Origin of the sequence: Streptomyces sp. Ncost-T10-10d, assembly GCF_900091955.1 — a bacterium.
Taxonomy (GTDB): Bacteria; Actinomycetota; Actinomycetes; order Streptomycetales; family Streptomycetaceae; genus Streptomyces.
The window spans coordinates 1-12,592 of sequence record NZ_FMDF01000221.1 but is presented as its reverse complement, the minus strand read 5'-3'; the positions used below and the strand labels follow the sequence as shown (position 1 = coordinate 12,592).

Genomic DNA, 12,592 nt, shown 5'->3' with positions numbered 1-12,592 from the left:
GCGCCGGAGGGGCTTGATTTTTGCCGGGTTCAGCTTGGATTTGCCGGATGCAGGGTGAATTCCAGCCTCGCCGGCGCTCGAGGCGCGGGGTCCGGGGCGGAGCCCGCTCACACCACCTGGTGCAGCCACCGCACCGGCGCGCCCTCTCCCGCGTGGCGGAAGGACTCCAGCTCGTCGTCCCACGGCTTGCCGAGCAGCTTGGCGATCTCGGCCTCCAGGTCGGTCTCGCCCCGCACCGACCGCGCCAGCGCCGCCCGCAACCGGTCCTCGGGCACCAGAATGTCGCCGTGCATGCCGGTGACGGCGTGGAAGATGCCCAGTTCGGGCGTGGAGCTGTAGCGCTCGCCCTCCGAGGTGGGGCTCGGCTCAGCCGTCACCTCGAAGCGCAGCAGATCCCAGCCGCGCAGCGCGGAGGCCAGCTTCGACGCCGTGCCGGGCCTGGCCTGCCAGGAGAACTCGGACCGCCAGGTACCGGGCGCGGCCGGCTGTCTGATCCAGTCCAGCTGGACCCGCCCGCCGAGGACACCCGCCACCGCCCATTCGACATGGGGGCAGAGCGCGCGCGGTGCGGAGTGAACGTACAGAACTCCACGTGTCGTCACCGGGACCTCCAGTGTGGGACGAAGTTCGCCTTCCTCAGCGGCCTCGCGCCCGTACCGTCTCTTCTCGGCCGGTTCCCGAGGTTGTCATCAGTAAACAGCATCGGGGTGAATCTCCTGAAAAGGGACAGTATGTGACGTGATGTGATTTACAGAAAGCCACCCGAATAGAGCCGGGTGGGGGGAAGCGCCGCTGGTTCGACGAGGAAAAGCTACCGCGCGGCGGCGTCCGAGGTGTGACGTACCGTCGGTCCTGGGCCCATCATTCGCTCAGCTTTCACCCTGCAGGGCGGCCGGGCCTTCCGACCGGTGCCACGAGGGGTTGCCGGGGGCATAACCGAGGGGAGCCAAGGGATGCAGGATCGTTCCGCCCGCCATCGTTCTCGTACCGTGGCCGCCGTCCTGACGACTGTCTCGTTGCTCGGCGCGGCCGCTCTGACCGGCTGCGACGCCGACCGGGACAGGACGACGAAGGGGGCGGCGGCCGAAAAGCGGCGGCCACCCGCCGCGCCGGCCCCGCTCTGGGACCGCAGACCCGGGTCGGTGGCCGCCGTCGGTGACTCCATCACCCGCGGTTTCGACGCCTGTTCGGTGCTGACGGACTGCCCCGAGGTGTCCTGGGCGACCGGCACGGACAGCGGGGTGCGCAGCCTCGCCGTGCGGCTGCTCGGTGAGTCGGGGGCCGCCGAGCGCAGCTGGAACCATGCCGAGACGGGGGCCAGGATCGCGCAGTTGCCCGAGCAGATGGCGCTGGCCGCGAAGGAGAAGCCGGATCTGGTGACGGTGATGATCGGCGCCAATGACGCCTGCCGGGACTCGGCGCGGCTCATGACTCCGGTGGCGGATTTCCGGGCGTCGCTGGAGGCTTCGATGCGTCAGTTGCGTGCCGGGGCGCCGAAGGCGCACGTGTATGTGTCGAGCGTGCCGGATCTCAAGCGGCTCTGGTCGACGGGGCGCGGCAACGCGCTGGGCAAGCAGATCTGGAAGCTGGGGATCTGTCAGTCGATGCTGGGTGACGCGGACGACATGGGCGCGCGCGCCGCGGCCCGGCGCACCTCGGTGCAGGAACGGGTCGTGGCGTACAACGACGTGCTGCGGAAGGTCTGTGCGAAGGACCGGCGCTGCCGTTACGACGGCGGGGCGGTTTTCGACTACCCGTTCACCGGCAAGCAGCTCAGCCGGTGGGACTGGTTCCACCCGGGGCGGAACGGTCAGGCGCGGCTGGCGGAGATCGCGTACCGCAATGTCACCTCGGCCCGGCCCCCGTCGTAGAGTTTGTGATCATGGGCACAGGTTCGGGCACGGCGCTGCGTACGGAAGAGTTCGGCACCCTCGCGGACGGCGCCGTGGTGCACCGCTGGACGCTGGAGCGGGACGGTACGCGGGTGCGTGTCCTGACGTACGGCGGCATCGTGCAGTCGGTCGAGGTGCCCGGCCGGGACGGGGTGCGGGCGGGTGTGGCGCTCGGGCTGCCGGATCTCGCCGGGTACGAGACGTATTCGGGTCCCTATTTCGGCGCACTGGTCGGGCGGTACGCGAACCGGATCGGTGGCGCCTGTTTCGAACTGGACGGGCAGACGCACCGGGTGACGCGCAATGAGGGGCGCAACCATGTGCACGGCGGGGCCCGGGGCTTCGACAAGCGTGTGTGGCAGGCGCGGGAGGTGACGGACGGTGTCCGGCTCTCCCTGGTCTCCGAGGACGGCGAGGAGGGCTTCCCGGGACGTCTGACGGTGTCGGCGACGTACACCCTGGACGAGGGCGGGGCGCTGCGGATCGCGTACCGGGCGACGACGGACGCCCCGACGGTGCTGAACCTGACGAATCACACGTACTGGAATCTCGCGGGCGGCGACAGCGGCACCGCACTCGGGCAGGTGCTGCGGATCACGGCCGGGCAGATCACGCCGGCGGACGCCGAGTCCCTCCCGACGGGCGAGTTCCTGCCGGTGGACGGGACCCGGTTCGACTTCCGTGAGCCGAAGCCGGTCGGCGCGGGCTACGACCACAACTTCGTGCTGGACGGTGCCGGCTCGGGCCCGGCGGCCGAGCTGTACGACGCGGTGTCGGGGCGCGTCCTGACCGTCACCACGACGGAGCCCGGGATGCAGCTGTACACGGCGGACCACTTCGACGGGCGGCCGTTCGGACCCTGTGCCGGCATCGCGCTGGAGACCCAGCACTTCCCTGACTCCCCGAACCGGCCCGAGTTCCCGAGCACGGTACTGCGGCCGGGCGGGGAGTACGTCTCGACGACGGTGTACGGATTCGCGGTGCGCTGAGGTGCGCCGACGGCGTGGATCGGCAGGAGGAGAGCCCCGGAGCGGGTCAGGTACCGCGCCGGGGCTCTCCCGCACCGGGGGACGCTACTCCTTGATGTCCACGGCCGTCGTCAGGCGTACGTCACCGAGCGAGCGGGCCGCCTGCACCTCGTACGTGCCGGGGACGAGGGTCCAGTCGTACGCCGTCTCGTCCCAGATCTCGTACGCGCGCCGCTCCAGCGGAATCACTGCCTCGGCGCTCTCGCCGGGGGCCGCCTCGACCCGTGCGAAGCCGGCCAGCCAGCGGACCGGGCGTTCGGCGGTGTCCTCCTGGGGCGCCAGGTAGAGCTGGACGGTCTCGGCTCCGGGCCGGGTGCCGGTGTTGCGGAGGCGGACGGTGGCGGTGTCGGGGCCGGCCACCAGGCTCTCGTACTCCCAGGTGGTGTAGCCGAGTCCGTGGCCGAAGGGATAGGCGGGCGTGGTGCCGGCCTTCTCCCAGGCCCGGTAGCCGACGAAGACGCCCTCCTCGTAGTGGAGTTCGCCGCCCGTGGGGGTGGTGGAGGAGACCGGGACGTCGGCGAGTGCGACCGGCCAGGTGGTGGGGAGGCGTCCGCCCGGTTCCTCGGCGCCGAGCAGGACATCGGCAAGGGCGTGACCGGCCTCCTGGCCGGGGAACCAGCTGAGCAGGACCGCGGCGACCTCGTCGCGCCACGGGAGCTCCACCGGGGAGCCGGAGTTGACGATCACGACGGTGTTCGGGTTGGCGGCGGCGACGGCCCTGACGAGGTCGTTCTGGTGACCGGGGAGCTTCAGGTCGGTGCGGTCGAAGCCTTCGGACTCGACGCGTTCGGTGGTGCCGACGACGACGATCGCGGTGTCCGCCGTGCGGGCCGACTCGACGGCCTCGGCGATCAGCTCCTGGGGGTCGCGGCGCGGGCCGAGGTGGCAGAAGGAGAACGAGACGCCGGGGATCGGTGCGTCGTCGCCCAGGGTGTCGGGAATCTGCCGCAGGGAGACCTCGACGGGTTCGCCCGCGGTGAGGGCGATCCGGCCCCGCTCCACCGGGTTGCCGAAGAACGCCTCGCCGGGGTCGGCGGAGCCGGTGACCCGGTGGACCTCGTCGTACAGGGTCTCGCCGGCGACGGTGAGGCCGAGTGCTCCGGTGCCACGGGTTCCGAAGATGTGCTCGCCGCCGTCGCGCGGGACGAAGGTGCCGGTGATCTCGACGCTGTGCAGCGTCTCGCGGGTCACACCCTCGGGGAAGTCGGTGCCGATCCACTGGACGGTGCCGCTGTGCAGCGGGGCGGAGCCGATGACGGTGCCGGAGGCGTCGTAACAGACGGCCCTGAGCTCGAAGCCCTTCTCGGCGGGGGTGAGTTCGTTGTTCGGGTCGGCGCCGACGCGGTAGTCGAGGACGTCCTCCGGGAGGGCGGCGACGAGGCCGTCCAGCGGCGAGACGATGTGGTGCGGGAAGACCTGGGCGGAACCGCCGCCGAGAACGCGGGCGTCCCGGGCGAGCGCCCCGCTGAGCGCGACCTTGCGGACGGCGGCGGGGTCGATGGGGAGCGCGGCGCGTTCATTGCGTACGAGGACGAAGGAGCGGCGGGCGATCTCGCGGGCCAGTGCGTCGCCGTCGATGGTCTCGGGGCGTCCGGCCTCGTCGACGACGGGCGGGGCACCGTCCAGGATGCCGACGCGGGCGGCCAGCCGCAGCACATTGCGTACGGCCCCGTCGACGACGGACTCCTCGACCTCACCGGCCCGTACCGCGTCGGCGAGCGCCTTCCCGTACACGGTCCTGGGGCCCGGCATGGCGACGTCGAGGCCGCCGTTGACGGCGGCGACGGTGGAGCGGGCGGCCAGCCAGTCGGAGACGACATAGCCGTCGAAGCCCCATTCGCCGCGCAGCACCGCGTTCTGCAGATAGCGGTGCTCGGTCATGGTGGAGCCATTGACCTGGTTGTACGCGGCCATGATGCCCCACGGGTGGGCGTTCTTGACGATCCTTTCGAACGGGGCGAGATAGATCTCGCGCAGGGTTCGCGGGGCGACGATGTTGTCGACGGTGAAGCGGTCGGTCTCGGCGTCGTTGGCGACGAAGTGCTTGACGGTCGTACCGACGCCGCCGTCCTGCACGCCCCGCACATAGCCGGTGCCGATCTCACCGGTGAGGTACGGGTCCTCGCTGTACGCCTCGAAGTGGCGGCCGCCGAGCGGGGACCGGTGGAGGTTCACGGTCGGGGCGAGGAGGACGTGCACCCCCTTGCGGCGGGCCTCCTGGGCCAGCAGCCGGCCGGCCCGGCGGGCCAGGGCCGGGTCCCAGGTCGCGGCGAGCGCGGTGGGCGAGGGCAGTGCGACGGACGGGTCGTCGGCGGTCCAGGCGACCCCGCGGACGCCGATCGGCCCGTCGGACATCACCAGGGAGCGCAGCCCCACAGCGGGGAGTCCGGGCAGCGACCACATGTCCTGGCCCGCCAGGAGCCGCGTCTTGTCGTCGAGCCCCAGTGCGGCCAGCGCCGCATCGACCGCGGCCTCGCGGGCCGCATCGGGATTGGTGGTTGTGGACGCGCCTGCCACGGCCGTACCTCCTCGTCGGTTCCTGCACTGAATGTCTCCATAGTGACCCCGATACCGGTAGAGCAGTAGGCTTCGTTATCCGTCTGTAATTTACAGGGATGGCGTACGGTCCTCGGGGCGGAACCGATGGAGCACCGAAAGGGGCCGGGAGATGGTGCGGGCCAGAAGCGCGGAGCGGCGGGCGGAGATTCTCCGCGCCACTCTCGAAGTGATCGCCGAGCGCGGCTATCGCGGCGCCTCGCTGAGTGCTGTCGCCGAGCGGGTCGGCCTCAGCCAGCAGGGGCTCCTGCACTACTTCCCGACCAAGGAGGCGCTGCTCGTCGCCGTGCTGGAGGAGCGCGACCAATGGGACACGGGCGGCGGCACCCGGAGCGACGGCACCTGGCGGATCGATCTGCTGGCCTCGCTCGTCGAGTACAACGCGATGCGGCCCGGCATCGTCCAGACGTTCTCGGCGCTGCTCGGCGAGAGCGTGACGGAGGGTCATCCCGCGCGGGAGTTCTTCACCCGCCGCTACACCCAGGTCCGCACACGCATGGCGGCGATGCTGCGCGCCGAGTACGGCGAGCGGCTGCCGGGCGGCCTGACTCCGGAGCGCGCGGCGCCGCTGCTGGTGGCGATGATGGACGGGCTTCAGTACCAGTGGCTGCTGGACCCGGATTCGGTGGACATGCCGGCGGCTTTCCAGGATTTCCTGACACTCCTGCGATCGACGGAGCCGAGTGCCCCCGAGAACCCTCGATCATGACATGACCTGCAACGACACCTGTACGACAAGATCGACAATCCCCACCTGCGGGTGATTTCCGAACGATCTACGCGCGTCCGGGCAGAGGTCACCGTCCCAGGCGCCCCAGGGTGGGGCGCATGACTTCCAAACCTGCCGCGCCTTCCTCCGGCCTGCCCTCCCGGCGCACCGTCATCACAGGTGCCGCCGCCGGTGCCGCCGCCCTTGCCACCACCGCAGTGGGCTCCGCAAGTGCCGCCGCGCCGGACGCCCTTGGTGCACCCGGCGCATCCGGAACCGCGCTCGCGCCCGCGGCCGCCCCCGGCTCGGACTGGGACGCCTGCCTGAACATCGCCCGCGCCATCCTCGTACGCGACGAACACGACCAGCCGCTGGTCCCCCACTACCGCGACATCCTGCTGTCCAAGGGCCTGCCGCGCAGCCGTAAGCCCCCCAAGAAGGTGCTGGTCGTCGGTGCGGGCCCGGCCGGGCTCACCGCCGCCCATCTGCTCCGCGACGCCGGGCACACCGTCACCGTGATCGAGGCCAACGGCAACCGTGTCGGCGGCCGGATCAAGACCTTCCGCAAGGGCGGCCACGAGAACGCGAAGGCGCCGTTCGCCGACCCGAAACAGTACGCCGAGGCCGGCGCCATGCGGATCCCCGACAGCCACCCGCTCGTCACCGGGCTCATGGACAGCTTCGGCCTGAAGCGCCGCCGCTTCTACCTGGTCGATGTCGACACCGAGGGCCGGCCGGTCAACCGCACCTGGATCCACGTCAACGGCATCAGGATGCGCAAGGCCGACTACGCGCAGAAGCCGCAGGCGATCAACCGCTCGTTCGGGGTCCCCGCGGAGTTCGAGAACAAGACCGCCGCGACGATCGTGCGGGAGGCCTTCGCGCCCGTGCGCAAGGAGTTCGAGGGCAAGGAGGGCCGCGAGCTCGTCGAGGGCTGGGCGCGGGTCATCCAGCGGTACGGACACTGGTCGATGTTCCGCTTCCTGACCGAGGCGGCCAAGCTCGACGAGCGCACCATCGACCTCATCGGCACGGTCGAGAACCTCACCTCCCGGCTCCATCTCGCCTTTGTGCACAGCTTCATCGGGGCCTCCCTGATCAGCCCGGACACCGCGTTCTTCGAGCTGCCGGACGGCACGGCCACCCTTGCCGACGCGATGTACAAACGGGTGAAGGACATCGTGCGGCTGGACCGCCGGGCCACCAGGATCAGCTACGGCGCGGACCGCGTCCGGGTCGAAACGGTGTCCGAGGGCCGCGACGGCAAGCCGCTCGTGCGCGAGACGTTCACCGGCGACCGGGCGATCGTCACCGTGCCGTTCTCCGGGCTGCGCCACATCCCGGTCGCTCCCGCGCTCTCGTACGGCAAACGGCGCGCGATCACCGAGATCCACTACGACGCGGCCACCAAGGTGCTGCTCGAATTCAGCCTCCGCTGGTGGGAGTTCGAGGAGAAGGACTGGAAGACCGAGCTGGAGAAGATCAAGCCCGGTCTGTACGAGGCCTACCGGCTGGGCAAGGCGCCGGCCGACGGTTCACTGCTGGGCGCCCACCCCTCCGTACCGCCCGGTCATCTCCCGCCCAACCAGCGCGTGCACTACGCGGCGTACCGGGCCACCGCCCGCAACCAGCCCGAGGCGGCGCATGTCATCGGCGGCGGATCGGTCACGGACAACCCCAACCGCTTCATGTTCCAGCCGTCCCACCCGGTCGAGGGGAGCGCGGGCGGCGTCGTCCTTGCCTCGTACAGCTGGGCCGACGACGCGCTGAAGTGGGACTCGCTGGACGACGACGAGCGCTATCCGCACGCCCTGGGCGGGGTGCAGGACGTGTACGGGCAGCGCATCGAGGTCTTCTACACGGGCGTCGGCGCCACCCAGTCGTGGATGCGCGATCCGTACGCGTACGGCGAGGCGTCGGTGCTGCTGCCGGGCCAGCACACCGAGCTGTTCGCCGATGTGCGCTCGGTCGAGGGGCCGCTGCACTTCGCCGGCTGCCACACCTCGATCAAGCCGGCCTGGATCGAGGGGGCCCTGGAGTCGGCGGTCAGGTCCGCGCTGGAGGTGCACAGCAGCTGACCCGTGTCCGGCGGGCGTCGCTCAGCGGGCCGAGATCTTCAGCGCCCGCCCAGGCCCAGGGTGACGCCCAGTCCGACGAGCACCGATCCGATGCCCCTGTTGAGAGCCTTCTGCCACCTCAGCATCGCGGTGCGCAGACGCGAGTCGGAGAAGAACAGCGCGACCAGGCCGAACCAGCCGAGATGGGCGACGGACATGAACAACCCGTAGCCGGCCTGCTGCCACAGGCCGGTTTCGGGCCCGACGACCTGGGTGAAGGTCGACACGACGAAGAGCGTGGTCTTGGGGTTCAGGGCATTGGTGAGGAAGCCGGTGCGCAGGGCCCCGAGCCGGGTCAGCTGCGGCTTCGAGTCCAGGTCGACGCCGAGATCGCTGCGGGCGAAGAAGGTCCGCACCCCGATATAGACGAGATAGGCCGCGCCGACCAGTTTGATCGCGGTGAACAGAGCGGTCGAGGACGCGATCAGCAGCCCGACGCCGAGCATCGTGTACGTGACATGGACGAGCACGCCTGCGGCGACTCCGACGGCGGCCAGCAACCCCGTCGTACGGCCGTAGAGACAGCTGTTGCGGACGACCATCGCGAAGTCCGCGCCCGGACTGATGACGGCGAGGACGGTGATGACGGCGACAGCGATGATCTCGGTCATGGGCGCGGAATCTCCTCAGCCCTTGTCGAGGGTGTACGGGGCGGGGGTCGCGTCCTCGTCCCCGTCCTCGTCGGACGCCACCAGGTCCCGCGCCAGCAGGGTGGCTCCGGCGACGGCGCCCGGCATCAGGAACACGGCGACGAACGGGACGAGGAAGGCGAGTCCCAGCGGTACGCCGAAGCCGAGGGTCAGCATGCGGCGCCCGCGCAGCAGGACGAGCCGGTCCTTGAGGACCATGCCGCGGCGCTGGAGCGCGACGGCGGTGAGCTCCTCGGCGAGGAAGTAGCCGGTGACGCAGAAACCGATCACGGGGACGACGGTCTGGCCGACGACCGGAATGAATCCGAGGGCGAAGAGCAGTACCGAATACAGCCCCACCCGCACCAGGATGCGGACGCTGTCGCGGGCGGATATCCACAGCTCCCGCCAGAGCGGCAGCCCGGACTCGGGAACCTCGCCGCCTTCCGTACGGTCGACCTGCTCGGAGAGCGACTCGTAGAAGGGCTGGCCGACCAGCAGCGTCACGGCGGTGAACGTGATCACGGCGAGGAAGAGACCGAGGGCGAAGACCAGCACGGTCAGGGTGTTACGGAGCAGGCCGAGCCAGGGCGATGACCAGTCGTCGGCGAAGGGGGTCGCCCAGGTCACCAGGTTGTCGGCGCCGTAGCCGAGGCCGACGAGCGCCGCCGCATACAGGACGAGGGTGACGAGTCCGGGCAGCAGCCCGAAGCCGAACCAGCGTCCGTGCCTGCCGACCCATCGCTGTCCTTTTATCAAGTAGCCGAAGCCCGCCCCTAGATCACGCATGGCGTCAGCGTACTGGTGGCGGCGCGGGCCCTTCCGGCCGCGGTGTGTCCGGAGCACGGCCGAGGGCCGCACCCCTGCGGGGGTACGGCCCTCGGTCGGTTTCGAGCGGTCAGGCGACCGACAGCTCGACCTTGATGTTGCCACGCGTGGCGTTCGAGTACGGGCACACCTGGTGGGCCTTCTCGATGAGCGACTGCGCGGTTGCGGTGTCGACGTTCGGGATGGTGGCGGTGATCGCGACCTCCAGACCGAAGCCGCCCTCGGCGGTCTTGCCGATGCCGACCGCGGCGGTCACCGTGGAGCCGGAGATGTCGGCCTTCTCCTCACGTGCCACGACGCCGAGTGCTCCCTGGAAGCAGGCGCTGTAGCCGGCCGCGAAGAGCTGCTCCGGGTTGGTGCCCGCGCCGCTTCCGCCCATGGCCTTGGGCGGGTTGACGATGACGTCGAGGTTGCCGTCGTCGGACGAGACGCGGCCGTCACGGCCGTTCTCGGCGGTGGCGACGGCGGTGTAGGCAACAGTGATGTCCTGAATGGCCATGCCGGAAATTCCTTCTGCTGTGCGCCGCGACTCGCGCCCACGATCGCGACGGCCTGTGGAGGAGCCTAACGGGTGCGCCGGAGCCTCGGTCAGGCGAGGGAAACAATCATCTTTCCGGTGTTCTCGCCACGCAGCAGACCCGTGAAGGCGTCGAAGCCGTTCTCGATGCCTTCGACGACGGTCTCCCGGTACTTCAGCTCGCCCGAGGCCAGCCAGCCGGCGACCTCCTCGACGAACTGCGGCTGGAGCGCGGCGTGATCGCCGACGAGCATGCCCTGGATGCGCAGCCGCTTGCCGATGACCAGGGCGAGGTTGCGCGGGCCGGGGGTCGGCTCGGTGGCGTTGTACTGGGCGATCATTCCGCAGACGGTGACGCGGCCGTGCACGTTGAGCGAGGAGATCGCCGCTTCGAGGTGCTCGCCGCCGACATTGTCGAAGTAGACGTCGATGCCGTCGGGGGCGGCGGCGCGCAGCTGCTCGGCGACCGGGCCGTTCTTGTAGTTGAAGGCCGCGTCGAAGCCGTACTCCTCGACGAGGAGCTTGACCTTCTCGTCGGAACCGGCCGAGCCGATGACCCGCGAGGCGCCCTTGAGCTTCGCCATCTGGCCGACCTGGCTGCCGACCGCACCGGCGGCTCCGGATACGAAAACGGCGTCGCCCTCCTTGAAGGAAGCGACCTCGAAGAGGCCGGCGTAGGCGGTGAGGCCGGTCATGCCGAGCACGCCGAGATAGGCGGAGAGCGGGGCGAGCGATGCGTCGACCTTCACGGCGTGCTTGGCCGGGACGTCCGCGTACTCGCGCCAGCCCAGGCCGTGCAGGACGTGGTCGCCGACCGCGATGCCCTCCGCGTTCGAGGCGATGACCTCGCCGACCGCTCCGCCTTCCATGGGGTGGTCGAGCTTGAAGGGCGGGGTGTACGACTTCACGTCGTTCATCCTTCCCCGCATGTACGGGTCGACCGAGAAGTACAGATTGCGGACGAGGACACGGCCCTCGCCGGGAGCGGTGACCGGGGCCTCACGCAGCGCGAAATCCTCGGCCTTCGGCCAGCCGTGGGGGCGGGCGACGAGGTGCCATTCACGGCTGGACGTGGGAAGTGCTGCAGACATGGGCTCGGGGTCTCCTCGATGCCTTACGGGGTGGGGAAAGCTTCGCCCGGGCCGGTGGGGGCCGGCAGGGGGGAAGCCGAAATGCTTCATTACGTGAAACAACCATGCTCCCGAATATTTCACCTTGTCAAGTAACCGGCTATCCTGGGCGTCATGGCCACCACTCGTACAGACCCTCTGACCCTCGAAGTCGTCGAGCTCATCGGTACCGTCGTGGCGCGCTACTACGAGGAGTACGACGAGGCCGCGGCGGCCCACTCCCTCACCGGCGCCCAGGCGCGCGTTCTCAGGCTGCTCGCCCTGGAGCCGACACCCATGCGCAAGATCGCCGAGAAGCTGAAGTGCGAGCCGTCGAACATCACCGGCATCGTCGACCGGCTGGAGACACGCGGCCTGGTGGAGCGCAGGCCGGATCCGGCCGACCGGCGGGTGAAACTGGCCGCCCCGACGGAGAAGGGTTCGCGGACGGCGCAGCAGCTGCGCGATTCGCTCACTTTCGCCCGGGAGCCGCTGGCCGAGCTGTCGGACGGGGACCGGGCGATGCTGCGGGACCTGCTGCGGCGGATGCTGGGCGATTCAGCCCCGCGCCGCGACTGAGGACGCGGCACGGCCGGGGGGCACGCGACCGGGCGAACCGCTCACCGGCAGAACCACAGGAACCAGCACGTGTCGGACTTGGTCGGCGAGGGTGTGGGGGTGGGCGAGGCCGGGGGTGTCGACTTCGTCGGGGTGTCGCTGGGCTCGGCGGAGCCCGACGGATCGCCGGGTGTCCCCTCGGTGGTATTCGGGCCGGCCGACGGGTCCGTGGAGGCGGAGGGCGCGGTGGAGGCCGGTGCCGACGCGGCGGAACCCTCGGGGCGGGCACTGCCGGTCGCCCCGCCCGCACCCGTGGCACCGGCCGGATGGGAATCGGTGGCCGGGAGCACGGATGGACCGCCCACCGGACCGGGCGGCTCGACCGCGTCGCTCGCCGAGGGGTCGGGGGCCGGCCCGGTCGTGACCGAGGTCGATTCGCGCACGTAGTCCGAGGCGCCGTCGTCGCCCTTCGGCTCGATGGCCAGCTCGGCCAGGCTCAGCGCCCCGGCCGCGAGCACCACGCCGAGCACGACGAGCAGGGCCGTCCGGCCGCGACGGCGGTGCGCACGCCGGCCACGCCCCTGCGCCCCGGCCCGCCGGTCCGGCCTGCGGGAACCGTGTGTGCCACGCGCTGGCTGGGCAGCACCGC

Annotated in this window: 11 protein-coding genes and 1 pseudogene; 5 read left to right on the top strand and 7 right to left on the bottom strand. The window is 70.6% G+C overall.

Annotated features, from left to right (window positions below; genetic code table 11):
* Positions 1 to 107 precede the first annotated feature (107 nt).
* Entirely contained in the window at positions 108 to 602 is a 495-nt protein-coding gene (locus GA0115254_RS39315; protein ID WP_093900046.1) for a DUF3145 domain-containing protein, read from the bottom strand.
* A gap of 351 nt (positions 603 to 953) precedes the next feature.
* Here GA0115254_RS39315 and GA0115254_RS39310 point away from each other — a divergent pair, with 351 nt between their 5' ends.
* Both GA0115254_RS39310 and GA0115254_RS39305 read left to right on the top strand, forming a co-directional pair.
* Positions 954 to 1,871: an SGNH/GDSL hydrolase family protein gene (locus GA0115254_RS39310; protein WP_093900045.1), complete on the top strand. Its 918-nt coding sequence runs from the start codon at positions 954 to 956 to the stop codon at positions 1,869 to 1,871.
* Between the two features lie 11 nt (positions 1,872 to 1,882).
* Positions 1,883 to 2,881 (top strand): aldose epimerase family protein, encoded by a 999-nt coding sequence (locus GA0115254_RS39305; RefSeq protein WP_093900044.1) that lies wholly within the window; start codon positions 1,883 to 1,885, stop codon positions 2,879 to 2,881.
* Positions 2,882 to 2,965: 84 nt separating this feature from the next.
* Here the strand turns inward: GA0115254_RS39305 and GA0115254_RS39300 are convergent, their stop codons facing one another.
* On the bottom strand, positions 2,966 to 5,437 hold the full coding sequence (locus tag GA0115254_RS39300) for a beta-glucosidase (protein ID WP_093900043.1): 2,472 nt from the start codon (positions 5,435 to 5,437) through the stop codon (positions 2,966 to 2,968).
* A gap of 151 nt (positions 5,438 to 5,588) precedes the next feature.
* Between GA0115254_RS39300 and GA0115254_RS39295 the strand changes: the two genes are divergently transcribed.
* Complete coding sequence (locus GA0115254_RS39295; protein WP_093900042.1) at positions 5,589 to 6,185, top strand: TetR/AcrR family transcriptional regulator; 597 nt, start codon at positions 5,589 to 5,591, stop codon at positions 6,183 to 6,185.
* 119 nt (positions 6,186 to 6,304) lie between these two features.
* Positions 6,305 to 8,263 (top strand): flavin monoamine oxidase family protein, encoded by a 1,959-nt coding sequence (locus GA0115254_RS39290; protein WP_093900041.1) that lies wholly within the window; start codon positions 6,305 to 6,307, stop codon positions 8,261 to 8,263.
* 38 nt (positions 8,264 to 8,301) lie between these two features.
* Here GA0115254_RS39290 and GA0115254_RS39285 read toward each other — a convergent pair whose 3' ends face one another.
* From GA0115254_RS39285 to GA0115254_RS39270, 4 genes are all read right to left on the bottom strand, one after another.
* The gene (locus tag GA0115254_RS39285; RefSeq protein WP_093900040.1) at positions 8,302 to 8,913 is read right to left on the bottom strand and encodes a LysE family transporter; all 612 of its coding nucleotides are present in this window, start codon (positions 8,911 to 8,913) and stop codon (positions 8,302 to 8,304) included.
* A 15-nt stretch (positions 8,914 to 8,928) separates the two neighbouring features.
* Positions 8,929 to 9,720: an EI24 domain-containing protein gene (locus tag GA0115254_RS39280; protein WP_093900039.1), complete on the bottom strand. Its 792-nt coding sequence runs from the start codon at positions 9,718 to 9,720 to the stop codon at positions 8,929 to 8,931.
* A 109-nt stretch (positions 9,721 to 9,829) separates the two neighbouring features.
* Positions 9,830 to 10,258 (bottom strand): organic hydroperoxide resistance protein, encoded by a 429-nt coding sequence (locus GA0115254_RS39275; protein WP_093900038.1) that lies wholly within the window; start codon positions 10,256 to 10,258, stop codon positions 9,830 to 9,832.
* A gap of 89 nt (positions 10,259 to 10,347) precedes the next feature.
* Positions 10,348 to 11,367 (bottom strand): NADP-dependent oxidoreductase, encoded by a 1,020-nt coding sequence (locus GA0115254_RS39270; RefSeq protein ID WP_093900037.1) that lies wholly within the window; start codon positions 11,365 to 11,367, stop codon positions 10,348 to 10,350.
* Positions 11,368 to 11,520: 153 nt separating this feature from the next.
* Here GA0115254_RS39270 and GA0115254_RS39265 point away from each other — a divergent pair, with 153 nt between their 5' ends.
* Positions 11,521 to 11,964 carry a MarR family winged helix-turn-helix transcriptional regulator gene (locus GA0115254_RS39265; protein ID WP_093900036.1) on the top strand — a complete coding sequence of 148 codons (444 nt, stop codon included), beginning with the start codon at positions 11,521 to 11,523 and terminating at the stop codon, positions 11,962 to 11,964.
* 41 nt (positions 11,965 to 12,005) lie between these two features.
* Here the strand turns inward: GA0115254_RS39265 and GA0115254_RS39260 are convergent.
* A pseudogene (locus GA0115254_RS39260) lies at positions 12,006 to 12,592 on the bottom strand (hypothetical protein); the annotation flags it as partial.